The sequence below is a fragment of the Pseudomonas sp. NFACC41-3 genome, assembly GCF_900109505.1.
In the GTDB taxonomy this organism is placed as follows: Bacteria; Pseudomonadota; Gammaproteobacteria; order Pseudomonadales; family Pseudomonadaceae; genus Aquipseudomonas; species Aquipseudomonas chlororaphis.
Genome location: NZ_FOAE01000006.1, coordinates 650,214 through 674,560, shown reverse-complemented (window position 1 = coordinate 674,560; position 24,347 = coordinate 650,214). Strand labels below are relative to the sequence as shown.

The following is a 24,347-nucleotide window of genomic DNA, read 5'->3' as shown; positions in this document are numbered from 1 at the left end:
CGATGCACTCAATGTGCCAGGTCAACCCGTCATGTCGACAGGCTCGACCGACCTGGATCATAGCCCAGTGCTCGGTGGCTGCCCGTTACTAAAGGCCGGGGTATAGGTGACAGAAGCTGGCGAGTGCTTCGCGCTCGATCGCGAGCAAGCTCGCTCCTACAGGGGGCCGCCACTGCGCAAACACCTGGCCCCTCAGCGCTCGACAATCGCCGTCACGCCCTGGCCTCCGGCGGCGCAGATCGAAATCAGGCCACGCCCCTGCCCCGCCACTTCCAGCAGCTTCGCCAGGTTGGCGACAATGCGCCCGCCGGTGGCGGCGAACGGATGCCCGGCGGCCAGCGAGCTGCCTTTGACATTCAGCCGGCTGCGGTCGATGGAACCCAAGGGCGCATCCAGCCCCAGGCGGGTCTTGCAGTAGTCCGCGTCCTCCCAGGCCTTGAGCGTGCACAGCACCTGCGCGGCGAAGGCCTCATGGATTTCGTAGTAATCGAAGTCCTGCAGTGTCAGGCCATTGCGGGCCAGCAAGCGCGGCACCGCGTAGACCGGCGCCATCAGCAGCCCTTCCGCGCCGTGGACGAAATCCACCGCCGCCGCTTCGCCGTCGCGCAGATAGGCGAGGATCGGCAAGCCACGTTCCTTCGCCCACTCCTCACTGCCCAGCAGCACCAGGGACGCGCCATCGGTCAACGGCGTGGAGTTGCCCGCGGTCAGGGTGGCTTTGTCGCCGCGCTCGAACACCGGCTTCAACGACGCCAGCTTTTCCAGGGTCAGGTCCGGGCGCAGGTTGTTGTCGCGGGTCAGGCCGAGGAAGGGGGTCATCAGGTCGTCGTGCCAACCCTCGACATAGGCGGCGGCCATTTTCTGATGGCTCTCCAGCGCCAACTGATCCTGCTCGTCGCGGGGAATGTTCCAGGTTTGTGCCATCCGCTCGCAGTGCTGGCCCATGGACAAGCCGGTCCGCGGCTCGCCATTGCGCGGCAGTTCCGGCTTGAGGTGCCGGGGGCGCAGTTGCAGGAAGGTCATGAGCTTGTCGCCCAGGGTCTTGCCGCGGTTGGCTTGCAGCAGGATCTTGCGCAGCCCCTCGTTGACCCCGATCGGCGCGTCCGAGGTGGTATCGACGCCACCGGCGATACCGCATTCGATCTGCCCCAGGGCGATCTTGTTAGCCACCAGCAACGCCGCTTCCAGGCCCGTGCCGCAGGCTTGCTGGATATCGTAGGCCGGGGAGGTCGGCGACAGCCGCGAGCCGAGCACGCATTCGCGGGTCAGGTTGAAATCCCGGGAATGCTTGAGCACCGCGCCAGCGGCCACTTCGCCCATGCGCAGGCCGTGCAGGCGGTAGCGTTCGATCAGGCCTTCCAGGGCCGCGGTCAGCATGGCCTGGTTACTCGCGGTGGCGTAAGGCCCATTGGAACGGGCAAAGGGGATGCGGTTGCCGCCGATAATCGCAACACGACGCAGCTGAGTCATGAAAAGCTCCCTATTCTGTGAGTGGCACAACCGACAAGCGTAGGTTGTATCTCATGGATCGAACGACCAAAGGCCCTTAATGGTCCACACTTTGAACCTCAGTTCCTGGAGCGTGTTCCATGTCAGATCGCTACATCGACTTCGCCAACTCGTCCATCGGCCACCGCCTGGTCGGGGCCCTTGGCCTGCCGTCGCCGGTGCGTCTGGAGCGCTGGCAGGCCGGCCGCATGCGTCCGGTCGAGGGTGCGCTGCTGATCGGCGGCGGCCCGCTGACCCAGCAGGTCGGCGCCATCGCCCCGCGGCTGACCGAGAGCATCTACAGCTACGGCACCGATCCGACCCTCGCCACCGCCTGGATTCCCGGCCACGGCCCCAAGCTCAAGGCCGTGGTGTTCGACGCCAGCGACCTCCTGCAGACCGACCAGCTCAAGCAACTGCGCGAATTTTTCCAGCCGCTGATGAAGAACCTCGAGCCCAGCGCGCACCTGGTGATTCTCGGCCGCGCCCCGGAAACCCTCGGCGATCCATTCGCCGCCAGCGCCCAACGCGCCCTGGAGGGCTTCAGCCGTTCGCTGGCCAAGGAGCTGCGCGGTGGCGCCACCCTGCAATTGCTCTATGTCGACGAGGGTGCCGAAAGCCAGCTGGAAGGCGCGCTGCGCTTCTTCCTCTCGCCGAAAAGCGCTTACATCTCCGGCCAGGCGATCCGCCTGAACCCCTGCGCAACCCAGGTCCAGGACTGGACCCGGCCGCTGGCCGGCGCGCGGGCACTGGTCACTGGCGCGGCGCGCGGCATCGGCGCCTCGATCGCCGAGACCCTGGCCCGGGATGGCGCCCAGGTGGTGCTGCTGGACGTGCCCGCCGCCAAGACCGACCTCGAAGCCCTGGCCGCGCGCCTGGGTGGCCATGCGATCACCCTGGATATCTGCGCCGAGGACGCCGCGACCCGGCTGGTGGAACAGTTGCCGGACGGCATCGACATCGTGGTGCACAACGCCGGCATCACCCGCGACAAGACCCTGGCCAACATGACCCCGGAATTCTGGGACGCGGTGCTGGCGGTCAACCTCAACGCGCCGCAGGTACTGACCAAGGCGCTGCTGGACAGTGGCTGCCTGCATGACAACGGCCGGCTGATCCTGCTGGCGTCCATCAGCGGTATCGCCGGCAATCGCGGGCAGACCAACTATGCGGCGAGCAAGGCCGGGCTGATCGGCCTGGCCCAGTCCTGGGCCCCGCTGTTGCAAGAGCGCGGCATCAGCATCAACGCCGTGGCCCCGGGCTTTATCGAAACCCAGATGACCGCGCACATTCCGTTCGCCCTGCGCGAGGCCGGGCGGCGCATGAGTTCGCTGGGGCAAGGCGGCCTGCCGCAGGACGTCGCCGAAGCCGTGGCCTGGCTCGCCCAGCCGGGCAGTGGCGCGGTCAGCGGACAAGCGCTGCGAGTCTGTGGGCAAAGCGTACTGGGAGCGTGAACATGAGCCTGCAATGGCATGAGCTGGATACCCCACCGAACCTGCCCGAGCTGTACTGGAAGGCCGCGATCCGCCGCAAGATCACCGGCACCGAGCTGCCTGAGTATGGCCTGCGCCGCCAGGTGAGCGTGCAACCGGCGAAGCTTGCGGCCTATCGCCAGGTCTGCGGCTTTACCGAGAACGGCCTGCTGCCGCCGACCTATCCCCATGTGCTGGCGTTCGCCCTGCAGATGCAATTACTGACCGCCAGGGACTTCCCCTTTCCGCTGCTGGGGCTGATCCATCTGGCCAACCGCATTCGCGTGCTACGGCCCATGGGTGGGGTCGGCAACTTGAGCATCGGGGTGCGTGCGGACAACGTGCAGCCCCATGCCAAAGGCGCGGTTTTCGATCTGTTGACCTACGTCGACGACGCCCTGGGACCGCTGTGGGAAGCACAAAGCCGGATGCTCTGTCGGGGTGTGCAACTGCCGGGCGAAGCACCGGCCGAAGAGCCGTCGGCCGAGGCCAGCCTCAGCGAGCTGACGCGCTGGCAAGCCCCCGCCGACATCGGCCGGCGTTACGCCCGGGTGTCCGGCGACTACAACCCGATTCACCTGAGCGCCATCAGCGCCCGAATGTTCGGTTTTCCCCAGGCCATCGCCCACGGCCTGTGGAACAAGGCGCGGACCCTGGCGGCATTGAGCGAACATTTGCCGGCGGCCCCTATCGAGATTGCCGTGGACTTCAGAAAACCGGTGCGCCTGCCCAGCGAGGTGTGCCTGCTGGCAAGCGCCGCGGGCTCGAGCGGTGACCTGCGCCTGACCGGCGCGGGCGACCTGGAACATATGAGCGGGCACTGGCAGCCGCTGGCCTGAGCCCGTCTCAACCGCGACGAATCAGGAACACGCCCGCCAGGATCAGCACCAGCCCGGCAATCTTGCCGAGGCTGATGGGGGCCTCGCGAAACCCCGCCCAGCCGAAATGGTCCAGCGCCAGGGCCATGCCCAACTGCCCGGCGAGTACCAGGGCCATGAACAGCATCGCGCCGATCCGTGGCCCGGCGAAGGCCGCGGTGGCAATGAAAAACGCCCCCAGCAGACCGCCGCACCAGTGCCACCAGGTCAGGCTTTTCAAGGCCGTCAGGCCGGGCACTTCGCGCTGGGCCATGGCCAGGACCAGCAAGGCCACGGTGCCGACAAAAAACGAGATCAGCGCCGCCGCCAGCACGCTGGAAACCTGCTTGGCCAATTGGCCGTTGATTCCCGCTTGCAGGGGTAAAAAAGCACCGGCAATCACCGGCAGGCAAAGCAGCCACCAGACAGGGGCAGGCATAAAGTTTCTCCAGAAAAAAAGCCAGGCCGCGGATTATAAGGCAAGTTGACGCCAAATCCGTGGCGGGGTCGCCAGGCAATTAATTGTATATATATAACTTTCGTTCAAGCACCCTAAGAGTTTTCACTTCAAAAACACAACATACTGATTAATAACATCTTTTAAAAAACATATTCGTTTACCACACCTTTGGTATTAGTCCCTCCGCGGGAGCAAAAACAGCCGATATATAAGTTGTTAATACCAAGTTGAGAATGGTGAAAAAAAGCACTTGGACCTTTTATAGCGACTACGGACGAAAACATCTCCAGCAACAGAACTGGAGAGTTATCGAAGACAACAAAACGTTGTAACAGGTGCAAGGAATCTCACTCATGAAAACTCAAGTCTGGTTGAAAACAAGCACAGCGCTGGCCCTGATCCTGGCCCTCGGCCTGACCGGTTGCAGCAGCGGCGGTGGCGGCCACAAGAGCAGCTCCGGCAGCTCCTCGCCCGACAGCGCGGCAGGTACCGACAGTGGCTCTGGCGGCTCCGGCGATGGTTCGGGCGGTGCCGGCGGCACCGGTGGCGGCACCGCAGGCACAGGCGGGACCGGCGGAATCGATGGCGGAACTGATGGTACAGGCGGGATCGGCGGCGGTACGGGTGGTACAGGTGGAACCGGCGGCGGCACTGCAGGGACGGGTGGCACTGGCGGGACCGGAGGCACGGGTGGCGGTACCGGTGGAGGGGGCGGCACCGACCCGACCAACCCAACGGATCCGACCGACCCGACAACCCCCACCACTACCCCGTTGGTCACCTCGACCCTGGTGTCCGACCTCGGCACCACCATCAGCGGTGTCGGCGATGGCGTCAGTAACCTCAGCAACGCATTGACCCCGCTTCCGGTAGTCGGTGGTGTACTGCAGAGCGCAGTGAATACCACCGGCAATGTGGTCGATACCGTGGGCGATGGCCTGACCAACGGCCTCGGCCAACTGGGCAGCGATCCACAGGCCTTGAGCAAGACCACGGCCATAGTCGGCAACGTGGTGTCGGACGTCGGCGATGGCGTCTCGGACATCAGCGGCAAGCTGGCCACCAGCACCAGCAGCATTCCCCTGGTGGGCGGTGTGGTCACCAAAGTGGCGCCGGTACTCGACGGCGTCGGCGACAAGGTCAGCATGCTCGGCGACACCCTCACCACCGTGACCAGTAGCGGCCCCCTGGGGACAGTGACAGACAAGGTCGGCAACAACCTGCTGGTGCCGGTCGTCACCCTGGCAGAAGGCCTGACCGGCAAGGTGGTCAGCACCACGGGCCTGAGCGCTCCGGTCGGCGGCCTGATCGACAAGGTGGCAACGACCGTCGACGGCCTGGGCGACAAAGTCACCGCCACGGGCAGTGGCAACACGCTGACCAATACCCTGGGCGGCACCCTGAACAATGTCGCCACCACTATCGGCAATACCAGCAGCCTGACGACCGCCCCGAGCACCGGCGGGGGAACCATTGGCGGCGCCGGCCTGCTGGAAACCGTCGGCGGTGCGGTGGTCAACCTGGGTACCGGCTTGAATGCCGGCAACACCAACACCCTGGTCAGCGCCACAGGGGTAAGCACAGCCTCGGTCGGCAACGTCGTAGCCTCGGTGGGCGGAGTCCTGGGCGGCACGGGTGTGGCCAATGTCGGCGCCACTGCGCCACTGGCCGGTGTCGGCGCCACGGTCGGCGCAGCGTTGAACCCGGTCACCACGACCGTCACCGGCCTGACCCAGCAAGTAGGCGCCACGACCGGCACCGGCACCCCCATCGCCGGTCTGCTCACCCAGGTAGGCGGCGCCGTCAGCGGTGCGGGTACCACGATCACGGCAAGCGCCCCGAACCCTGTGGTGACTGCCGTGGGCCAGACCGTGAACACCCTGGGGGCCACGGTCACCTCGGTCGGGACCCTGGTCGACGGTGGCACTGCCAGCGGCAGCGGGACCACGGGCACCACCGGCGTGCTGGGCGGTGTACTCGGTGGCTTGACCGGAACCCTGGGCGGCACCCGATAAGCGTTTTGCACCTGGCCGATTCGACGGCCCTACCTACAGCGCCTACGCTTGGTTGGAGACGAGGGATTCGATTGAGTCTCTCGTCTTTTTCTTGCCTGGAGCATGACGGTTGCAGTCCTTGATCAAGGCCAAGACCCTGACAAGCGCCGCCGATTGAAGTACCTCTCGCGTTGCTGCGACTTGACCATGGAGTGTCCTATGCGCGCTTTGGCTCCCTTGCTGTTAGTCTCGCTTTGCTCATACGTCCACGCCGAAAACCTTCCCAGCTTTCTCAATAGCAACGAAACCATCCGCAATCTGCCGGTACCCAACCTGCCGGCCGACGCCTACCGACCCACGACCCCGGCGCCCAAACTGGCGCCCCCCACGGAACCCCAGGCCCAGCCCCTGATGATGGGCACCACAGTCAACGTCAGCACCGTGCAGATCGAGGGCGGCACCCTCTATCCGCTGAGCGAGCTGGCAGAGATCTACAAGCCGCTGATCGGCCATGAGAGCACCCTGGGGCAACTGATCGAAGCCACCCGGGAAATCACCCGCCGCTACCAGCAGGACGGCTACCTGTTGTCCTATGCGTTCCTGCCGCAACAGAGCTTCGACCAGGGCACCGTGCGCGTGGTCCTGGTGGAGGGCTACATCAAGGACTACCAGCTGCAGGGCGATATCGGCCCGGTCTCGGCCTACCTCGACAAACTGGTGGCAAAACTCAAGGCCGAACGGCCGCTGACCCGCAAGACCTTCGAGCACTACACCACCCTGATGAGCCGCATTCCCGGGGTCACCCTGCAAGCCCAGGTGCCGCCACCGGGAACCACCGACGGCGCGGCCTACCTGATTGCCCAGGCCAGCCGCAAACCGTTCACCAGCAGCCTCAGCACCACCGACGACAACCGCAATGGCCTGCAAGCCTTGCTCGCGGTCAGCAGCAACTCGCAGACCTCCATGGGCGAGCAGGTAACCCTCAGCGGCCTGTTCCCGCCGGGGGACGATCACGAGCGCTACTACCGCCTGGACTACAACCAGTTTCTCAATGACGAAGGCACCCAGCTGAGCCTGTACGGCACGCGCTACCGCGCCGACCCGGGGACCAATGTGCGGCTCGACAATGGCCTTGAACTCAAGCCCCACCGGGAGAACGACCGCTACTCCATAGGCTTGAGCCACCCGGTCATCGCCGCGCCCAACGAGCTGCTGATCCTGGGTTCGCGCCTGTATGCGGTCAACGACAAGACCCGCTATCAAGTGGTCGGTTATCCGCAGAGCGTCGAACTGAAAACCGACATTCGCGCCCTAGCCTTCGAGGGCGACTGGCGCAAGGCCAACGCACGCCAACTAAGGATTCTCAGTGCCGGGGTGTACCAGGGGCTGGACGCCCTGGGCGCGAAGACCAACGACAACCTGTACGACCTGGACTTCTTCCGCGTGCGCCTGTCCGGCGTGCAGAGCGACAAGTTCTTCGACAACTGGCAAGGGGTGCTGTCGGCGGCCCTGTACTGGAGCCGCGACAACCTGCCCGACAGCGAGCGCGCGGTGTTCGGCGGGCAGAACTTCGGCCGTGGCTACCCCGACGACCAGGCGTCCGGCGACAAGGGCTGGGGCGCGGCCTATGAGGTGAACTACAGCTTCAATCGCGAGGACCGCTGGCTGCGAATCCTCCAGCCGTACGTGGTGCTGGATCGCTCGCGGACCTGGTTCAACGAACTGCCGGTCAAGGGCAACGACCTGTCATCGGCCGCCGTCGGCCTGCGCTTTGGCGACGCCAAGTACTACAACATCTCCCTCGAAGCGGCCAGGCCGATGTCCGATGAAGCACTGGACACCCACAACCGGCGCCCGCGCTACACTCTGAGTTTCAGCTACCAGCTGTAAAAAGCCCCTCAAGCCAAACGAAAACGACCCGCTCCAAGGCGGGTCGTCTGGTTCAGGCGAGCATCAGAAGTCGTAGCGCACCTTGGCGGTGAAGGTATCGGCAGAGAAGTCAGCCTTGGTCAGGTAGTTGTACGAACCGCCCAGGCTCCAGGCACCGACGCGATAGGTCGCGCCCAGGCTCGTTTCATAACTGTCGCGTACCGGCGATGCGCCGCTGGTGGTGAATGGCGTGCCCCCCAGGACAAAGGCCGAGGTGGTGTTGGCCCTGTCGGCGATGAAGTCGTGCCAGGCCATGACCCTGGCTTCCGGCTCCAGGCTGCCCCGGCCCAGATCGAACGCGGCGGCCAGGCGCGCGCCGATGCCCAGCTCGCCCACTTCATAACGCTGGCTGGCGACATTCAAGGCCGCCGAGCTGCCTTTTTCGCGGTACGAATCGATCATCACGCAGGTTCAGGGATTGACCAGATGGATGCGTGGCTGCGGGAACAGCGTGTTCAGGGTTTCCAGCAAGCGCACGTGGTAGATGGGTTTGCGGAACAGGTCCAGCACTTGCAGGCGCAGCAGGTCGCTGACGTCATCCATGTCGGCATGCCCCGAGGTGACGATCACCGGCAGGTGCTGGCGGGAGGTGTGGTCGCGCAGGCGCCTGATCAGCGACAGGCCACTCTCCTCCGGCATGCGCAGGTCGGTGATGACCAGCGCGATGTCCGGGTGTTGAGTGAGATGGGCCAGGGCGAGCTTGACCGAGGTCGCGGTGAAGCAGCAAAAGCCTTCACCTTCGAGCAATTCGGCGAGCTCGAGCAGAGCGTCCTCTTCATCGTCCACGAGAAGAAGCTGCTGGCGTGGAAACGAAGAGGAGCTCATGGGCAATACCTGAAAGTGACTGAATACCGATGGGTATCGACGCCTCGATAAAGCCTTGAGGACCGGTGTTACTAACCACCACTAGGAGCAGCAGGGGCAGCGGCAGTTTCGCCCTCCAACGCCGCTTGCAGAGTCTCGAAGGTGCCGGTGATAGCGTTCGAAATGTCAGGTACAAATGCCGCAATGGCCACGGCCACCATACCGGCGATAAGCGCGTACTCGATCCCTGACGCGCCCTCGTTATTCTTGAGGAAGCGCAGGAGCCGGGAGGCCTGAAGGGTGATCCATTGGGTGGCGAGAATGAAGAACATCTGGTTTCTCCTCAACGCACTGAGTGTTGCAGCGTTGCAACATGATTCCCCTGTGCCAGCACAGCATTGTCAACAAACTTCCAGCCAACAACTGTAAGAACGAATTAATCATTAAGTATTAGCTCGTTCCTTTGGCGTCAAAAAAAACGCGACATCGGACAGGGCACGGATGAGCCAAGTTATTTTCTCGACAGTAATGGCGTTTTGTTGCAGCTGTTCTACCTTCAAATAGCGAAATAGTTGCTTGTTCATAGCTGCCTGATTGCGAAATTGACTCATTGGATGTGCGAGTCGGTAATGCAGCGGGAAAGGGAGAGCCATCATGAACAGTCGTATCACTATGGGCTTGGCTGGGGTGTTTCTGGTGGGGGCTCTCATCGCCGGTTACTGGGGCCTGGCATTGAGTCGCCGGCCCGCAGCGCAACCTGTAGCGCAGCCTTCCCCCACCGTCGTGCAAACCGTCGCTGCTTCCGCCGAAGATGCGACACGCCAGCCCGTCGCGGTGCTGGTTCGCGACATACCTCCGTTCGTTCCCATCAAGGCCGGCGATGTCACGCTGGAGCGGCTGCGCACCGCCCCCGCCGGCAGCCTCAAAAGTCTCGATCAAGTCATCGGACGCACGCCATGGCGGGCGCTGCCGGCGGGGACCTGGCTGAGCGAGGAAAGCTTCGAAGCCGGGGGCAGCGTGGCCCGCATGATCCGTGCCGATGAGCGCGCCCTGGCCGTCGCGGTAGACGAAGTCATCGGCGCCAGCGGGCAACTGAGCCCTGGCGACTACGTCGATGTGCTGCTGTTCCTGCGCCAGGACAGCAACAACCTGCTGCCCTCGGCCCAGGTCGTGGTGCCGGCCCTGCGGGTGCTGGGCATTGGCGAGCAACTGGGCCTGACCAACGATGGCAAGCCGGGCTCGCCGCCCGCCAGTGCCGAGGAAAAGCTCAAACAGGATCAGCGTCGCCTGAACGCGCGTAGCGTGTTGCTGGCTGTCCCGGAACCCTTGCTGAGCCGCTTGATGCTCGCGGCTCAAGCCGGTGTGCTGCGCCTGGCGGTACGCAGCGCCGACGAGAAACGCCTGGCGCATTACTGGGCCGGCGAAAAAAGCGCATCGAAGCATCTGCAAAACGCCGACAGGTCTCTGATCCAGTTCAACCAGCTGGCCCTGTCCACCCCCTCTCCCTCCACCGGCAGAACGTTCGACGCCGCAGCGCGTCGCGCCCAGATAGAAGTCATACGCGGCATCGAAGCGAGCCAACAAACACCCTGATCATGCAAGGACACCTGTTCATGTCCAATGATTCCCGGTCCCTGTTCAAAGGCCTGATCCGGCCCCTGATGTCGAATGGTGCGCCTGTCGAGAGCGACGTATCGCTGCGCAACCACGACCCGGACGGGTACGCCTCGTACTCCCTGGGAAACCGCAACTTCAACAAACGCAGTGGGCTATCGCAATGAGTCAGAACCTGAGCCAGACCTTCCTCGCGATCACCCGCAACGGCACCGACCTGGAATGGCTGCAAGGCGCCCTGGCGCCACTCGGGCAGGTGGTCAGCGCGGGCAGCGGCAGCCTCGACGAATTGCTGGCGCTGGTGGATGTGACATTCGCCAGCCTGGTCTTCGTCGGTCTCGATCGCGAGCATGTGGTCACCCAGTCGGCGTTGATCGAGGGCGCGCTGGAGGCCAAGCCGATGCTGGCCATCGTCGCCCTGGGCGACGGCATGGACAACCAACTGGTACTCAACGCCATGCGCGCCGGAGCCCGCGACTTCGTGGCCTACGGCTCGCGTTCCAGCGAGGTCGCCGGCCTGGTACGGCGCCTGAGCAAACGCCTGCCCCAGGTCACGCCGAGCACCCAGCTCGGCGGCCTGACCGTGCTCTACGGCACCCAGAGCGATGCCGATGGCGCCCTGCTCGCCAGCCATCTGGCGCTGGTGGTGCAGAAGAGCGGCCAGCAGACGCTGTTGCTCGACCTGGGCCTGCCGCGCGGCGACAGCCTGGCGCTGCTGGGGCTGGAAAGCTCGTTCCACTTCGGCGATGCCTTGCGCCATCTGCGGCGCCTGGATGCGACCCTGATCGACAGTGCCGTCACCAGCACCGAAGCCGGGCTGCGGATCCTGGCCTACGCCGGCCATGACGAGCCGCTGGAGCGCACCAGCGCCGCCGAGTTGTACATGCTGCTCAGTGCCCTGCGCCAGCACTTCCAGCACATCGTGGTGAACCTCACCGGACAACCGGACAGCGAGGCCCTGCGCACCTTCGTCGGCCATTGCGACAAGTTGCTCTGGTACACCGACCAGAGCGTGCTCGACTGCCGCCGCAACCTGGCGGTGCTCAATCTCTGGCGCGAAAAAGGCATGAAGCTGGAACACGCCCGCCTATTGGTCGACCGCTACCTGCGCGGGGTCGCTCCGGATGCGGAAACCCTGGGCAAGACCTTTGCCCTGGAAGTGATCGCGGTCCTGGCCTATAGCCCCGAGGTACGCCTCAACGCGAAAAACCAGGGCGTCACACTGTTCGAACTGGCCCCCCGCGAAGGCCTGACCCAAGCCCTGAAGACCCTCGGCGAGCGCCTGGCCAGACGCTCCCAAGGGCTGCCCACGGCGAAGCCCGGCTGGTTCGAACGCCTCAGGGGAAGTCGATGAGCAGAGAGAAACTTTTCGGCGCCCAGTCCCACAGCCCGGTCGGCAACACCGATCACGAGGGCCTGAAACTGGTGCTGCATCGCTACGTCATCGACGCCATCGAAGAGTCGGGGAAAAACCTGCTGGAAGGTTCGCGCCAGGCACTGGCGCGCTTCATTACCGACAAGGTGGCCGAGTACATCTCGCGCCTGCACCTGGCGATTTCCCGCTATGAAATGGAGCGCCTGGCCGAAGAGCTGGTGGACGAACTCACCGGTTTCGGCCCACTGGAAGTCTTGCTGCGCGATCCGGCGGTGACCGAGATTCTGGTCAACGGCCCGCACCGTGTGTTCGTCGAGCGCGATGGCGTGCTGCACCAGAGCGACCTGCGTTTCATCGACGCGCACCATGTGGAGCGGGTCATGCAACGCATCCTCGCGCCCCTGGGCCGACGCCTCGACGAGTCCTCGCCCATGGTCGATGCACGGCTGCCCGACGGCAGCCGGGTCAACGCGATCATCCCGCCGATCGCTCTCGACGGCCCTTGCCTGTCGATCCGCAAATTCCGCAAGGACATGCTCAAGAGCAGCGACCTGATGGCCATGCAGACCATCGACCAGGCGATCTTCGAATTCGTCCAGGAGGCCGTGGGCAAGCGTTGCAACATCCTGATCAGCGGCGGCACCGGCACCGGCAAGACCACCCTGCTGAATATCCTCAGCCAGTTGATCAACCCTCACGAACGCCTGGTGACCATCGAAGACGTGGCCGAACTGCAACTGGGCCATCCCCATGTGGTGCGCCTGGAAACCCGCCCGCCGAACGCCGAAGGCCATGGCGAGGTCAAGGCCAGCGACCTGATCCGCAACGCCCTGCGCATGCGCCCGGACCGGATCATCCTCGGCGAGATCCGTGGCGTCGAAGTGCTCGATGTGCTGACGGCGATGAACACCGGCCACGACGGTTCCATGAGCACCGTGCACGCCAACAATGCCCAGGATGCCCTGCTGCGCCTGGAAACCCTGGTGGGCCTGACCGGGCGCCAGGTGGCCGAACGCACCCTGCGGCAGATGATCTGCGCAGCCCTGGACGTGGTGATTCAGCTGACGCGCCTGCCCGATGGCCGGCGCTGCGTCAGCGAGGTGGTGGAAGTGGTCGGCGTACGCGAAAACATCTACGTCACCAACACCCTGTTCCGTCTGAACCGACGTAGCGGTTTCGGCTTTCTGCGCGAAGCGGCCAACCCCGCTGGCGACAAGCTGCGACGCGACGCCGACCTGCCCGTCAACTGAGCCTGGGAGCGCCACCGCATGTTAGGTCCCGTGCTGCTTGCCCTCCTGTGCCTGACCCTGCTGGGGCTGTCGGGCTGGATGTTCTACAGCGGCCTGCGCCAGGCCCGCACCGCCCGGGTGCTCGACCGCCTGGCCCAGGGGCAACCGCAACCGAACGTGGAAAAGACCTCGTGGAACCGGCTCGAAAGGGCCTTTCTGCGCGCGGGCCTCGGTCGTCCCACCGAACGCCTGGGGCTATGGCTGGTGGTCTGGGCCCTGGGTTGCATGCTCGGGTATGGGCTGGGCAAGTGGCCGGGGCTGCTCGCCCTGCTCGTCGCACCGCCTGTGCTGCTGCGCCTGTACATCAGCTGGCTGTACCGGCGGCGCCTCAAGCGCATGATCGAACAGCTGCCGCCCTTGCTCGACCATGCCGTGCGCAGCCTCAAGTCGGGGCGCACCCTGGCCGACGCGGTGCTGGGCGGCATCGAGGCCGCCGACAATCCGTTGAAACACGCCATGGGCCGGGTCCAGCGCAACGTGTTGCTGGGGGTCAACCTGCCGGATGCGGTGGCGGACTTCGCCGAATTGTACGAGCGCGATGAACTGCGCCTGTTCGCCCTGGGGCTCAAGGTCAACCACCGCTATGGCGGCAATGCCAGCGAGCTGCTGGAAAACCTGATCAAGCTGATCCGCGAGCGCGACCAGGCCGCCCGGCAACTGCGCGCGATGACCGGCGAAACCCGCATCACGGCGATGGTGCTCGCGGCCCTGCCGGTGTCATTGGCCGGCTATTTCCTGATAGCCAACCCGACCTACCTGATGAGCATGTGGAACCAGAGCGGCGGCCGGATGATGCTGCTGGCCGCCTTCGGTTTGCAGGTCATCGGCTGCGCGCTGCTGTGGCGCATGCTGCGGAGTGTTTGACATGACAGCCTTGCTGATCAGTGCACTGTTGTTTCTCGCAGCCATGCTGCTGGTGCTGGGCAACTGGCTGGAACAGCGTCGGCGAACTCGCCAGGTCACCGAGCGCCTGCAGGGGCACCTGGCGCGCGACAACACACTCGGCAACTGGCTGCACGTGCTGGGCGACAGCAAGGTCGGCCAGTACGCGGTCCGGCTCGACAATGAAACCCAGTTGCTGCTCAACCGCCTGGGCTGGCGCAGCGCGCGGCAACGCTCGCTGTTCGCCGCCTGCCAGATCGGCGCACCGATTCTCGCCCTGGGCCTGACCCTGGTGATCCAGGCGGTATTTTTCCCGGCGGCGAAAAACCACTGGGTCGCTCCGGTGTTCGCCCTGAGCCTCGGCTACCTGTTGCCCAAGCGCCTGTTGGCCATGGCCGCCGGCAGGCGGCAGAAACAACTGGCGGTCGATATCTCCACCTTCATTCCCCTGGTGCGCATCCTGTTCGAGTCGGGCATGGCGGTGGAGCAGGCCCTGCGGGTGTTGAGCAAGGACGCGCAGAAACTGCTGCCGGCCCTGACCCAGGAATTGCGCATGGTGCTGGCCCGAGTGGATTCCGGCCTGGAACTGGGGGACGAACTGAACAAGTCCGCGCGGCTGCTGGCCGTCGATGAATTCACCGACACCTGCGTGATCCTGCAACAGCTGATTTACCAGGGCGGTGGGGCGATGAAGTCGTTGCAGTCGCTCAAGCTGCTGCTCGATGACCGGCGCCTGACGCGCCTGCAGGAATACATCTCGAAGATGTCCGCGAAAATGTCCGTCGTGATGATGCTGTTTCTCTTCCCGGCGTTACTGATCGTCCTGGCCGGACCTGGCGTCAGCGCCATTGCCCGGGCTTTCGCCCACCAATAGAAGGACGCAGCGGCCCGCACTGCGCGGCAAAAGCCGACCGGCATGCGCAGCAAACCCTCGCTCGCTACTGCTGGGGTTTACTGCGTGGCGGGATGCGTCAGTGGGCGGTCACGCGCTGGCGCAACCCCGAGTTGCTCGGTGCCAGCGCCAACGCCAGTTGGGTGCGGTTGTGCATATGGGTCAGGCGCAGCACCTGGGACACGTAGAGCTTCACGGTATTTTCCGTGATCCCCAGTTCACAGGCGATCTGGTAGTTGGTCTGCCCCTTGCCTACCAGGCGGGCCACATCCAGTTGCCGGGGCGACAGCTGATTGAAGATCGCCGGGATTTCGATCTGCTCCGCCTCGCCGCCGCCCTGGTCCGACGCCTGCGTCGTCGGTGGTGCGAGTGGCGCGCGACGTACTTTGTCCAGATCCTGGTAAAGGTCGTCAATGGATTCGGAAAGGAACTGCAGCTTCTGGTTCAGGTGCCCCAGCTGCAGGTTTTTCTGCCGCTCCTGCAACGTTTCCTCCTGGCGTTGCAGACCGGCCAGCAGCTCATCGAGGTCGATCGGTTTCTGGTAGTAATCGGCGATGCCGGCGCGCAAGGCCTTGATCACATCCTGCTTGTCGGCCTGGCCGGTGAGCATGATGGCCTCGAAAACCCGATGCTTGCCGGCGATACGCTGCAGTTCCTGCACCAATTGGATGCCATCGAGATCGGGCATGTGCAGGTCGCACAGTACCAGGCCGATTTCGGCATCTTCATTGAACTGCTGGATCGCCTGGCGGCTGGACTCACAAGGGACGCAGCGATAACCGCTGCTTTCAAGAAACTCGCAAAGCTCTTCGACTATCAACGGCTGGTCGTCGACCACGAGTACTTTGATGCGGGATATAAGCTTGTTCACGCGCAACTCCATGCCTGGCAAGCCCAAGACAAATGTTCCTGCCCTGCCGCGTCCACTTCGGGCAGGTACAAAATAAACGTAGACTACTTTCCGACTATGTACATAGAGATAGGCCGCATGAATAGCGGGCCCAAATCAGGGTCAGGGCCATGCCGACCAGGACGAAAGGGGCAAAGGCGTACTTTTGCCCCTGACGCGGATCGAGATACTGCAAAGACCTTGCCAGCGGTTGGTCGGCAGCGGGCAACAGCCTGGGCGCGAGCAACCACCACAGGCCGCTGGCCAACGCGGCACCGATGAAGGTACCCAGCAGGTGCAGGGGGTCGGACGCCAGCCCCAGGGCCGCCAGGAGCTTCACGTCGCCGCCGCCCATCCTGCCCAGCACATAGCCCGGCACGGTCAGCAGCAACGCCAGCAACAGCGCCCTGCCCCCCTCCACCGCGTCGGCGCCCAGCCAGGTGTTGCCGGCCCACAGCAAGTACCCCAGCGCCAGCAGCGCGACGCCCAGGGTCAAGCCGTTGGCGAGATGACGCTGGCGGATATCCTGCACCGCGCACAGCCCCAGCCAAGCCAATAGAATCCAATGCTGCATCGGTTAAAAAACATCCCTTCTGGCTGAATGATTCTATGCTGACATGACCTACTAGCAGTCAGGGTAGACGCCGCCGTGAAAGCCGACCTGCCAAAAAAACAAAAAGGTGCCGTGGCCATCGAGTTCGCCATGGTCTTCATCATTTTTTTCGCCGTGTTTTATGCCCTGGTCAGCTACAGCGTGCCGCTTCTGATGGTGCAGTCCTTCAATAAGGCCACTGCCGAAGCGGTGCGGCGCAGCGTCGCCCTGGACCCCGCCACGCCCGGCTATGACGCCGCCCTGATAGCACGCGCGAAGAACACCTTGCGCGAGCAACTGACCTGGATTCCACAGGCCTTCAACTTCAATGCCAACAACGCCAGCGATGCCACCGTGACTTACGCGGGTGGCCTGCTCACGGTCCGTGTCCACTACTCCACCGACAAGCTCAGACAGGTCATCCCCTTCCTGGTGCTGCCGGGCCTGGGCAGCGTGCCCGCCCTGCCCGCGAACCTCAGCGCCCAGTCGAGTCTGCAATTTTGAGCTCGGGCGACAAACTCCTCGGGCGTTTTCTCGGCCGGACGACGCCCCAGGCGCTTCCTCCCGCGCCGCCCCTGGCCACGCCCGGGGTCGGCCTGCTGGTGCACCTGGACCACAACGCCCAGGTGCTGCAAATGACCGGCCCGTTGCGCCACGCCCTGGCCCAGCCGCCGGCCGCCGAAGGGCCGGTGCCGCTGCTGGACTACCTGCTGGCGCACAGCGCGCTGAGTGTCGAAGGCAGCCCTGGCGACTGGCAGGGGCATGTGCTCGACCTGGACTTCCATGGCGCCGGTGGGCAAACCCTGCACCTGCGCGGCTGGGTGCAACCGTCCACCCAAGGCTGGCTCCTGCACCTGCTGGACATCGGCGACCTGTTGCTGGAACGCCAGCAGGCGCAGCAACGCCAGGACTGCCAGCAGTTCGCCGCGCAGATCAGCGAACAGCTGCGTCTGTGCAGCCTTTTTCGCCTGCCCGAGGTGCTGCATGAGCAACTCCATGCCCTGGCCCGGCACTGGCATATCCCCTGCCTCGCCCTGGCACTGCTCGACGACCTGGAACAGGGCTGGTACATCCACGGCCTGTATCAGGCCGCCGATGCACCGCAGCTGTGGCACAAGGGCCAGGTCCTGGGCACCGGGCTGGACAGCCTGAACGGCAATGCCCCGCAGTCGCTGATCTTCACTCAAGGCCTTGGCGAGCATCCGCGCCTGCAACATGCGTTCGGCAGCAGCGAAGGCTTTGTCGTGCCCTTTCGCGACGATCACGGTGTCGCGGCCTGGCTGCTCTGCGGCCTCTACCCGGTACGCCAGCAGGCACCGCAGTTGAGCGAACGGGACTGGCTGCAATTGAGCGCCGCCCTGGCCGGGCCCTTGCTCGGACGTTTGCGCGAACAGCAGCACCATCACCAGCTGGAGCGCCTGGAGGCCTTGCAAGGTTTGCTCGGCACCGGTTGGTGGGAGTTGTTCCCGCAAGACAACGAGATCCAGCTGGCGCCGCAGCTGGCCCTCAACCTGCTGCTGGAACCCCAGACCCGGCGCCTGTCGCTGCAGGCCTGGCTGGCCCTGATCCACCCCGCCGATCGCCAGGAACTGAGCAGCCGCCTGCAAGAGTTGCGACAGGGCAAACCGCTGCTGCTCTGCGTACGGTTGCAGCGGGCCGACCCGCACCTGCCGGCCATCTGGTACCGCCTGCAGGGGCAAGCCCTGGGCATTGGCCAGAACCAGCGCTTCGTCGGCTTCATGCTGGACATCAGCGACATCAAGAACCAGGAGCAGCAGGCCGCCGCGGCCCACGCCCGGCTGGACAACCTGATCGCCCATTCGCCGGCGGTGATCTATGTCCAGCGCTATGTCGAGGGTGCGCTGCAGCCGACGTTTTTCAGCGACAGCCTGCAGCCGTTGCTCGGCTGGACCCTGAACGACTGCAAGGACGGCGCACTGGCGGAACGGGTGCATGCCGACGACCGCGACCGCTACTTCGAGCGCAACCGGCAACTGCTGCGCGAAGGCGCGGTGCGCAGCCGCTACCGCCTGCTCGACAGCCGTGGCGAATACCACTGGGTGCTCGACGAGGCCAGGCTGCTGCGCGACGACCTGGGCATGCCGGTCGAAGCCGTCGGCCTGTGGCTGGACGTCACCGACGCCACCCTGGCCGCCGAACAGATACGACTCAGCGAGGAGCGTTACCGGATCCTGGTGGAAGACTCCCCGGCGATGATCTGCCGCTACCTGCCCGACCTGACCCTGACCTTCGGTAACCGGCCCCTGGCGACCTACCTGGAATGCCCGCCCGAACAACTGGCCGGAGCCAACCTCGGTGATTGGCTATCCGCCGAACAACACGCCGCCTTCGTGCAACGCATCCGCCAGCTGACCCCGGAATTTCCGGTCAGCACCGCGGAAATCAACCTGCAACTGCCGGGGCGCGAACATGCCTGGTGGGTCTGGTCCGACCGCGGGGTGTTCGACGAACAAGGACGCCTGCGGGAGATCCAGGCCGTCGGCCGCGACAACACCGAAGTCCGGCGCTCCCAGCTGCAACTCATGCAAAGCGCGAAGATGGCCACCCTGGGCGAAATGGCCACCGGGCTGGCCCATGAAATCAACCAGCCGCTGAATGTGATGCGCATGGCCATCGTCAACGTGCTGAAGCGCCTGAACAACGGCGACGTGCAACTCGACTACCTGCAGGACAAGCTCAAGCGCATCGATGCCCAGGTCCAGCGGGCCGGCCGGGTGGTGGACCATATGCGGGTGTTTGGCCGCAGCTCGGAGATCGAGCAACAACCTTTCGATCCGGCCCAGGCGGTGGAAGGCTGCCTGTCGCTGCTGGCCGACGGCATGCGCGGCAAAGGCGTTGAATTGCGTGTCGCGCCAATCGACTTCAAGGTGCAGGTGCGGGGCCATGTCGATCAGCTTGAGCAAGTCTTGATCAACCTGCTGGTCAATGCCCGGGATGCGCTACTCGGCAGGCGCGAACAGGATCCGGACTTACGGCCCTGGATCGCCATACGCGCCGAGCATGACGCGCAGCGGGTGCGGCTGCTGGTCGAAGACAATGCCGGCGGCATCGACCCGCGCCTGCTGGGGCGCATCTTCGAACCGTTCTTTACCACCAAGCCGGTCGGCGTGGGCACCGGCCTGGGGCTCTCGGTAAGCTACGGCATAGTCGAGAACATGGGCGGGCGCCTGAGCGTGAGCAATACCGGCGAAGGCGCCTGTTTCTGCATCGAGCTGCCGCTGGTACAGAGCGATCAGATCACCAGATAGGCCCGGCCGGTTTGGCCGCAGGTGAGGTTGGCGCCCACCTCGACCTTGCCCAGATCGATGCCCAACACCACCAGGACATTGTTCAGCAATGGGTCCAGCAACGGGCCGAGCAAGGCGCCGATAGCCGTGGCCAGCAGGCCGACTACGGTGTTCAACGCCGACAGCAAGGTATTGAGTACCACCCCGAGCAGGCTGCCGATGCTGGGCGAATGCGGAGTCAGAGTGATGCCGGTCAACGACGCGCGCAGGCTGCTGACCACATTGGAGGCGGTCACGCTGTGCCAATCGTCGTCCGCCAGTTCCTGCTTCATTTTCGGCGGATTGACGAAGGTGAAATTCGGCTCGTGGGTACCGGCAATCGAGGTGTCGATCATCAACTCGCTGCCGCCGCCGGCAAAAGGGACACGCGGATCGCAAGGACCAAGCAGCCCCTCGCAGGTCTTCGATCCGATATCCACCAGCGGCAACGGGCTCACGCTGACTTGAGCGGTCGAAGACGCCCAGTTGCTGGCGTCCACCCGACCGACCTTGAGCTTGACCGCGGAGGTGGTGGTGTCGACGGAAAGGCTGTTGTCGCTGTCGCTGACGCAGGTATAGCCGGTGACATGACTGTCGCCAGCCGCCACTTCGAGGCTGACATCCAGGTTCGCGCCGTTCGGCAGGATCAGCAGGTCGGTCTTTACGCAGGGGCCACCGAGCACACAGCTGAGATTGGCGCTGAGTACCGTATTGAGCGTGACCACCACCGGCGACAGCAAAGTATTCACCGCCTGCAGCACGCTGTTGATCAGCGAGAGATCCACCGTCAGCAACGCCCGCACCTGAGCGGTACGCACATAGATGCGATTGGGCCCCAGCGGGTCGGCGGCGGCCAGTTCCGGGTTGCCAATGGCGAACTCCGGAGGTGAAACAATCTTGATCCGGGTGGTGACGCCCGCCAGCCCCAATACACTCACCGGCAGCTCGACCGCCGCGGCGCTCTGGCTGCTGGCCAGTTGCAGGAACGCCTCGACCAGGCTCAGCAGCTGGACGCTGGCATCCAGCCCGGCGTCCGCGGTGCCGGTCTGCAACTTCAACAGGTCACCCAGTTTCACCGGAACCGTATTGATGGCAGCCGCCTTGATGCTGCCCAGGGCCGTCAGGACTTCGGCGGTGGCGCCGTTCTTCTGGGCCACGCTGATGCTGGTCTGGAGCAGTTGAGTGACATCGGTATCGACGTCGAGCAGTTCGCTGTAGTTTCCGGCGCTCACATTCAGGTCGATGGCCAGCTGCTTCAGGTAACCGAGCAGGCTGATGTCGGTATCGACCAGGCCTTGCCAACCGAGCAGGCTGACATTGATCGCGCTACCCGCCAGGCCGCTGAGGGTGCCATTCAACAGGTTGAGATCGACCAGCGCGCTGCGAATCGTCAATTGCGCCAGCGGTGGCTTGGGTTGGGCGGCTACCGCCGTGGCGCTCAACGAAGTCATGTCGCTGAGAGGCTTGTCGGAAAACAGATTGGCTACGCCGAGGGCAATGCTGGTGGGCACCGCTTCACTGACCATCACTCGGATAGCGCTGGCCTGGCTGGCGTTGGGGCTGAAGGTGCGCAGGTTGTCGGCACCGGTCTGCAGCGAGCCACAGGTGGCTGTCAGCAGTCTGTTGTCTCCTACCGCAAAGCCGTTGCGCGCCGCGCTTTCTCTGGCGAATGCCGCCGCGCTGAGCCCCGCGTGGCAATTGCCGCCCCGTGCCACCGCCTCCAAGGCGGCGTTATCGGCCACTCGCTGCAACTCGCGCTGATCCAGGTACAGGCGCCCGCTGTCGACCACCACCAGGGTGCACAACACCGCCGTGGCCAACGCCAACGCCCCTATCAGACCAATAGCGCCACGCTGCCGAGCCGGTCCGGAAAACTGCGTGCGGGAAAACATGGAGCACTCCTTTGCCGGCGCACCGCCGGGCGCAATCTCCGCTGGGTGAAAGGAGTGTAGTCAAGGCTGGAATACAACGCAGGCGACTTGCCAGCGCTGTGTTTGGGCAGGGTGCCGTTGGGGCAAGAGCCCGTGCAGCCCTCGCCCCGTGGTGGAATGCCGCGACTTACCTGGGCGGGTAGTTCGCCAGGATCCGGCCGACGGTTTCCCTGATCGCCGTGCTGCGATCGGCGGGATTTGGCGTGCTGCTGAGTATCTGCTCGTCGCTGCCGCGCCACACCAGCTTGCCGTCCTTGCCATCGAGCAGGTCGATCTGGATGGTGGCGACCTTGTAGGTGATGTTGCGGGTTTCGTTGTACATCGGCGCGCCCCAGTAGCCGTTCCACGGGCCACCCCAGCCGCCGCCGTAATTGGTGGTGACCTGTTGCTGGCGGTTCTCGACGATCAGGTAGGTCTGGACGCTGAGATCGGCCTTGCTGCCCGCCGCGGCCGGACGCAGGCCGCGCTGGTCGAGTTGATCGCTGACGGCCTGGCGGATGCGCTGCTCGGTGAGGTCGCTCTTGATCCGCGGATCGTCGGGGCGGTATTGCAGGGCGGGTTCCTTGAAGCTCCAGCTGCGATAGGCCGCGAAGTCGCGGCTGGCGTCGAAGTCATGGTTGACCTGGTTGGCGGCGCAGGCGCTGAGCAGCGCGGCCAGGGCCAGTAAAGCAAGAGGGCGGAACATGATGTTTCTCCAGAAGAGCAAATGCACCTGAAGGGATGTCGCTAGGGTCTGTACGAAAAGTCGGCGAGCGAAGGTCAGGCAAGGCAAAAACAGGCGAGGAAGCGGAGTGTAGGGGCCTACATGAGCATTCCGAGCCTGTTTTTAACGCAGCATGACCGAGCGCAGCCACTTTTCGTAGAGAGCCTAACTAGGAGGATACGCCGCCATGGCCCTTTCCACAGCCTCGCGCAACGCATCGGCGCGCTCGCTCAGGCTGCCCTGGCTCGAGGTTTCCGCGCTGGCGCTCCACACCGGCTGGCCGCTGCCGCCGTCGAACAGGTTGACCCGTACCACCACGACTTCCACCTCGTAGGTACGCACCACCGGCACTGTGTTGTACATGCCATAACCAGGGCCGTAGCGGTTGTAGCCATAACCGCCGTAACCGTAGCCGTAGTCGTCCTGGACCTGGCGCAGGCGCTTTTCCAGGTGCAGGTCGGCGCTGACCCACAGGTCCGCCGGACGGTTGTCGTGCAACGGACGCAGGCCGCGCTGGTCGAGAGCGTTGCTGACCGCCTCGGCGACCTGCGCCGAATCGGCCCAGGCCGAGCCATTGGGCAGGCGCCCGTTGCGCCAGGCCCAGCTGCGATAGCGGCCATAGTCGCGCTGGGGCGCGGGGTAGGCGCTGCGGTCGAAGGTGCCGGCCGCCTGCGGGGGCGCTGGCGGCAGTGGATTGGAACTGGCGACATAGGGGTTGGGGCTCTGGCAGGCCGCCAGCCCCAGGCACAGCACAAGCAAACCAGCGTGGCGTTTCATTTCGAGCTCCGCTCAGACCGGACGACAAATCCAGTGCAGGTAACGCCCAAGCCCGGCAAAGCTTGGGTGACGACGATGGGCCAATTCCATTTCCAACAGGTCCAGCAACTCGGCGCGGGCCTGGAATTCCACCGGCATGTAGTCATGGAAAACCCGTACCCCGCTCTGGGTTTCGACCCGCCACAAGCCGTCGAGTTGCGCCGCCAGTTCCCGCGGATCGAGGGGCTGTTGCGGGGTCAGGCTCTGCTTCTCGCCGGCCATATCGTTCTTGCGCATCTTGCGGAAGTGGCCCTTGAGCAGGTTGCGATAGATCAGCGCATCGCGGTTGTAGAACGCCAGCGACAGCCAGCCGTCCTGGGTGGTCAGTTGATGCAGCACCGGCAGGATCGCGTGGGGCTCGGCCAGCCATTCCAGCACCGCATGGCACAGCACCAGGTCATAGGGTTCGGTGAGCTGGCCCAGCAGGTCCTGCCAGGGCGCCTGGATAAAGGTCGCCTGCTGGCCGGCCTCGGCGAAGCGCTGGCGAGCGCCCTCGAGCATCGGTTCGGCCGGTTCGGCCAGGGTCACCTGATGGCCACGCTGGGCCAACCACAGCGACATATGCCCCAGCCCGGCGCCGATATCCAGCACCCGCAGCGGGCGGTCCGGCAAGGCTTCGGCCAGATCGGCCTGGAGCACCGCCAGGCGGATCGCGCCCTTGGCGCCGCCGTAGATTTTTTCGGCGAAACGGGTCGCCAGCTGGTCGAAATGACGGTCGCTCATCAGCTGAACCGCCGTTCGCTGTCGGCCAGCTTGCTGCGCACCACCTGCTCCAGGTCCAGGCCCAGCTCGCTGCACAGCAGCAACAGGTAGAGCACGATGTCACCGACTTCCTGGCCGGCGTGGGCCAGCTTGTCCGCCGGCAGTTGCCGCGACTGGTCTTCGCTCAGCCACTGGAAGATTTCCACCAGTTCGGCCATCTCCACGCTGGCGGCCATGGCGAGGTTCTTCGGGCTGTGAAATTGCCGCCAGTCATTGCGGTCGCGAATGGCGTGCAGGCGTTGGGTCAGTTCGTCTAGGTTCATCGGGGTCTCCTGAAGGCGTATAGCTTCGGGGGGATGGCGGATGAAGGC

23 protein-coding genes and 1 pseudogene are annotated in these 24,347 nt (G+C 64.5%); 12 read left to right on the top strand and 12 right to left on the bottom strand.

Features of this window, described 5'->3' with window-relative positions; genetic code table 11:
• Window positions 1-192: 192 nt before the first annotated feature.
• Complete coding sequence (locus BMY68_RS27565) at window positions 193-1,470, bottom strand: acetyl-CoA C-acetyltransferase (protein ID WP_085533739.1); 1,278 nt, start codon at window positions 1,468-1,470, stop codon at window positions 193-195.
• Window positions 1,471-1,589: 119 nt separating this feature from the next.
• Between BMY68_RS27565 and BMY68_RS27560 the strand changes: the two genes are divergently transcribed.
• On the top strand, window positions 1,590-2,942 hold the full coding sequence (locus BMY68_RS27560; protein ID WP_085533737.1) for a 3-oxoacyl-ACP reductase: 1,353 nt from the start codon (window positions 1,590-1,592) through the stop codon (window positions 2,940-2,942).
• A gap of 2 nt (window positions 2,943-2,944) precedes the next feature.
• Window positions 2,945-3,799: a MaoC family dehydratase gene (locus BMY68_RS27555; protein WP_085533735.1), complete on the top strand. Its 855-nt coding sequence runs from the start codon at window positions 2,945-2,947 to the stop codon at window positions 3,797-3,799.
• A gap of 7 nt (window positions 3,800-3,806) precedes the next feature.
• Here BMY68_RS27555 and BMY68_RS27550 read toward each other — a convergent pair whose 3' ends face one another.
• Window positions 3,807-4,256 carry a DMT family transporter gene (locus BMY68_RS27550; RefSeq protein WP_007928728.1) on the bottom strand — a complete coding sequence of 150 codons (450 nt, stop codon included), beginning with the start codon at window positions 4,254-4,256 and terminating at the stop codon, window positions 3,807-3,809.
• Between the two features lie 374 nt (window positions 4,257-4,630).
• On the opposite strand from BMY68_RS27550, the gene BMY68_RS27545 reads away from it, so the two are divergent.
• Window positions 4,631-6,292 carry a collagen-like triple helix repeat-containing protein gene (locus BMY68_RS27545; RefSeq protein WP_085533733.1) on the top strand — a complete coding sequence of 554 codons (1,662 nt, stop codon included), beginning with the start codon at window positions 4,631-4,633 and terminating at the stop codon, window positions 6,290-6,292.
• Window positions 6,293-6,490: 198 nt separating this feature from the next.
• Complete coding sequence (locus BMY68_RS27540) at window positions 6,491-8,161, top strand: ShlB/FhaC/HecB family hemolysin secretion/activation protein (RefSeq protein ID WP_085533731.1); 1,671 nt, start codon at window positions 6,491-6,493, stop codon at window positions 8,159-8,161.
• A 63-nt stretch (window positions 8,162-8,224) separates the two neighbouring features.
• Here the strand turns inward: BMY68_RS27540 and BMY68_RS27535 are convergent.
• The 3 genes and pseudogenes from BMY68_RS27535 to BMY68_RS27525 form a co-directional block, all read right to left on the bottom strand.
• A pseudogene (locus BMY68_RS27535) lies at window positions 8,225-8,599 on the bottom strand (autotransporter outer membrane beta-barrel domain-containing protein); the annotation flags it as partial.
• A gap of 12 nt (window positions 8,600-8,611) precedes the next feature.
• On the bottom strand, window positions 8,612-9,025 hold the full coding sequence (locus BMY68_RS27530; RefSeq protein WP_025807936.1) for a response regulator: 414 nt from the start codon (window positions 9,023-9,025) through the stop codon (window positions 8,612-8,614).
• A 71-nt stretch (window positions 9,026-9,096) separates the two neighbouring features.
• The gene (locus tag BMY68_RS27525) at window positions 9,097-9,336 is read right to left on the bottom strand and encodes a Flp family type IVb pilin (protein ID WP_085533727.1); all 240 of its coding nucleotides are present in this window, start codon (window positions 9,334-9,336) and stop codon (window positions 9,097-9,099) included.
• A 322-nt stretch (window positions 9,337-9,658) separates the two neighbouring features.
• Here BMY68_RS27525 and cpaB point away from each other — a divergent pair, with 322 nt between their 5' ends.
• Genes cpaB through BMY68_RS27495 form a run of 6 tightly spaced genes read left to right on the top strand, consistent with a single transcriptional unit; the run spans window position 9,659 to window position 15,038 of the window.
• Window positions 9,659-10,597, top strand: coding sequence for a Flp pilus assembly protein CpaB (gene cpaB / locus BMY68_RS27520; protein ID WP_085533725.1), 939 nt, complete (start codon window positions 9,659-9,661; stop codon window positions 10,595-10,597).
• A 20-nt stretch (window positions 10,598-10,617) separates the two neighbouring features.
• Complete coding sequence (locus BMY68_RS29960) at window positions 10,618-10,785, top strand: hypothetical protein (protein ID WP_164485829.1); 168 nt, start codon at window positions 10,618-10,620, stop codon at window positions 10,783-10,785.
• Entirely contained in the window at window positions 10,782-11,972 is a 1,191-nt protein-coding gene (locus tag BMY68_RS27510) for a CpaE/TadZ family protein (RefSeq protein ID WP_085533723.1), read from the top strand. The genes BMY68_RS29960 and BMY68_RS27510 overlap by 4 nt, the downstream gene beginning before the upstream one ends.
• Window positions 11,969-13,243, top strand: coding sequence for a TadA family conjugal transfer-associated ATPase (locus BMY68_RS27505; RefSeq protein WP_009041999.1), 1,275 nt, complete (start codon window positions 11,969-11,971; stop codon window positions 13,241-13,243). The genes BMY68_RS27510 and BMY68_RS27505 overlap by 4 nt, the downstream gene beginning before the upstream one ends.
• A gap of 18 nt (window positions 13,244-13,261) precedes the next feature.
• Window positions 13,262-14,146 (top strand): type II secretion system F family protein, encoded by an 885-nt coding sequence (locus tag BMY68_RS27500; RefSeq protein ID WP_085533721.1) that lies wholly within the window; start codon window positions 13,262-13,264, stop codon window positions 14,144-14,146.
• Between the two features lies 1 nt (window position 14,147).
• Window positions 14,148-15,038, top strand: coding sequence for a type II secretion system F family protein (locus BMY68_RS27495; RefSeq protein ID WP_085533719.1), 891 nt, complete (start codon window positions 14,148-14,150; stop codon window positions 15,036-15,038).
• Between the two features lie 97 nt (window positions 15,039-15,135).
• Here BMY68_RS27495 and BMY68_RS27490 read toward each other — a convergent pair whose 3' ends face one another.
• On the bottom strand, window positions 15,136-15,927 hold the full coding sequence (locus BMY68_RS27490; protein WP_085533793.1) for a response regulator transcription factor: 792 nt from the start codon (window positions 15,925-15,927) through the stop codon (window positions 15,136-15,138).
• 94 nt (window positions 15,928-16,021) lie between these two features.
• Window positions 16,022-16,519, bottom strand: a complete 498-nt coding sequence (locus BMY68_RS27485) for a prepilin peptidase (RefSeq protein ID WP_085533717.1) — start codon at window positions 16,517-16,519, stop codon at window positions 16,022-16,024.
• 75 nt (window positions 16,520-16,594) lie between these two features.
• Between BMY68_RS27485 and BMY68_RS27480 the strand changes: the two genes are divergently transcribed.
• The gene (locus tag BMY68_RS27480) at window positions 16,595-17,041 is read left to right on the top strand and encodes a TadE/TadG family type IV pilus assembly protein (RefSeq protein WP_009041994.1); all 447 of its coding nucleotides are present in this window, start codon (window positions 16,595-16,597) and stop codon (window positions 17,039-17,041) included.
• Window positions 17,038-19,806: a PAS domain-containing sensor histidine kinase gene (locus tag BMY68_RS27475; RefSeq protein WP_085533715.1), complete on the top strand. Its 2,769-nt coding sequence runs from the start codon at window positions 17,038-17,040 to the stop codon at window positions 19,804-19,806. Before BMY68_RS27480 ends, BMY68_RS27475 begins: the two co-directional genes overlap by 4 nt.
• Here BMY68_RS27475 and BMY68_RS27470 read toward each other — a convergent pair.
• From BMY68_RS27470 to BMY68_RS27450, 5 genes are all read right to left on the bottom strand, one after another.
• The gene (locus BMY68_RS27470) at window positions 19,791-21,716 is read right to left on the bottom strand and encodes a TadG family pilus assembly protein (RefSeq protein ID WP_085533713.1); all 1,926 of its coding nucleotides are present in this window, start codon (window positions 21,714-21,716) and stop codon (window positions 19,791-19,793) included. The two genes, BMY68_RS27475 and BMY68_RS27470, sit on opposite strands and share 16 nt — an antisense overlap.
• A 166-nt stretch (window positions 21,717-21,882) precedes the next feature.
• Window positions 21,883-22,440 (bottom strand): DUF4136 domain-containing protein, encoded by a 558-nt coding sequence (locus BMY68_RS27465; protein ID WP_085533711.1) that lies wholly within the window; start codon window positions 22,438-22,440, stop codon window positions 21,883-21,885.
• Between the two features lie 183 nt (window positions 22,441-22,623).
• Window positions 22,624-23,235, bottom strand: coding sequence for a DUF4136 domain-containing protein (locus BMY68_RS27460; RefSeq protein ID WP_085533709.1), 612 nt, complete (start codon window positions 23,233-23,235; stop codon window positions 22,624-22,626).
• A 12-nt stretch (window positions 23,236-23,247) separates the two neighbouring features.
• Complete coding sequence (locus BMY68_RS27455; RefSeq protein WP_007928683.1) at window positions 23,248-23,997, bottom strand: methyltransferase; 750 nt, start codon at window positions 23,995-23,997, stop codon at window positions 23,248-23,250.
• Complete coding sequence (locus BMY68_RS27450; protein ID WP_009041990.1) at window positions 23,997-24,299, bottom strand: MazG-like family protein; 303 nt, start codon at window positions 24,297-24,299, stop codon at window positions 23,997-23,999. The genes BMY68_RS27455 and BMY68_RS27450 overlap by 1 nt, the downstream gene beginning before the upstream one ends.
• Window positions 24,300-24,347 lie beyond the last annotated feature (48 nt).

Bases quoted from the DNA above. Each gene is read 5' to 3' on its own strand.
- BMY68_RS27565 (WP_085533739.1), bottom strand. From the start codon at position 1,470: ATGACTCAGCTGCGTCGTGTTGCGATTATCGGCGGCAACCGCATCCCC.
- BMY68_RS27560 (WP_085533737.1), top strand. From the start codon at position 1,590: ATGTCAGATCGCTACATCGACTTCGCCAACTCGTCCATCGGCCACCGC.
- BMY68_RS27555 (WP_085533735.1), top strand. From the start codon at position 2,945: ATGAGCCTGCAATGGCATGAGCTGGATACCCCACCGAACCTGCCCGAG.
- BMY68_RS27550 (WP_007928728.1), bottom strand. From the start codon at position 4,256: ATGCCTGCCCCTGTCTGGTGGCTGCTTTGCCTGCCGGTGATTGCCGGT.
- BMY68_RS27545 (WP_085533733.1), top strand. From the start codon at position 4,631: ATGAAAACTCAAGTCTGGTTGAAAACAAGCACAGCGCTGGCCCTGATC.
- BMY68_RS27540 (WP_085533731.1), top strand. From the start codon at position 6,491: ATGCGCGCTTTGGCTCCCTTGCTGTTAGTCTCGCTTTGCTCATACGTC.
- BMY68_RS27530 (WP_025807936.1), bottom strand. From the start codon at position 9,025: ATGAGCTCCTCTTCGTTTCCACGCCAGCAGCTTCTTCTCGTGGACGAT.
- BMY68_RS27525 (WP_085533727.1), bottom strand. From the start codon at position 9,336: ATGTTCTTCATTCTCGCCACCCAATGGATCACCCTTCAGGCCTCCCGG.
- cpaB (WP_085533725.1), top strand. From the start codon at position 9,659: ATGAACAGTCGTATCACTATGGGCTTGGCTGGGGTGTTTCTGGTGGGG.
- BMY68_RS29960 (WP_164485829.1), top strand. From the start codon at position 10,618: ATGTCCAATGATTCCCGGTCCCTGTTCAAAGGCCTGATCCGGCCCCTG.
- BMY68_RS27510 (WP_085533723.1), top strand. From the start codon at position 10,782: ATGAGTCAGAACCTGAGCCAGACCTTCCTCGCGATCACCCGCAACGGC.
- BMY68_RS27505 (WP_009041999.1), top strand. From the start codon at position 11,969: ATGAGCAGAGAGAAACTTTTCGGCGCCCAGTCCCACAGCCCGGTCGGC.
- BMY68_RS27500 (WP_085533721.1), top strand. From the start codon at position 13,262: ATGTTAGGTCCCGTGCTGCTTGCCCTCCTGTGCCTGACCCTGCTGGGG.
- BMY68_RS27495 (WP_085533719.1), top strand. From the start codon at position 14,148: ATGACAGCCTTGCTGATCAGTGCACTGTTGTTTCTCGCAGCCATGCTG.
- BMY68_RS27485 (WP_085533717.1), bottom strand. From the start codon at position 16,519: ATGCAGCATTGGATTCTATTGGCTTGGCTGGGGCTGTGCGCGGTGCAG.
- BMY68_RS27470 (WP_085533713.1), bottom strand. From the start codon at position 21,716: ATGTTTTCCCGCACGCAGTTTTCCGGACCGGCTCGGCAGCGTGGCGCT.
- BMY68_RS27465 (WP_085533711.1), bottom strand. From the start codon at position 22,440: ATGTTCCGCCCTCTTGCTTTACTGGCCCTGGCCGCGCTGCTCAGCGCC.
- BMY68_RS27460 (WP_085533709.1), bottom strand. From the start codon at position 23,235: ATGAAACGCCACGCTGGTTTGCTTGTGCTGTGCCTGGGGCTGGCGGCC.
- BMY68_RS27455 (WP_007928683.1), bottom strand. From the start codon at position 23,997: ATGAGCGACCGTCATTTCGACCAGCTGGCGACCCGTTTCGCCGAAAAA.
- BMY68_RS27450 (WP_009041990.1), bottom strand. From the start codon at position 24,299: ATGAACCTAGACGAACTGACCCAACGCCTGCACGCCATTCGCGACCGC.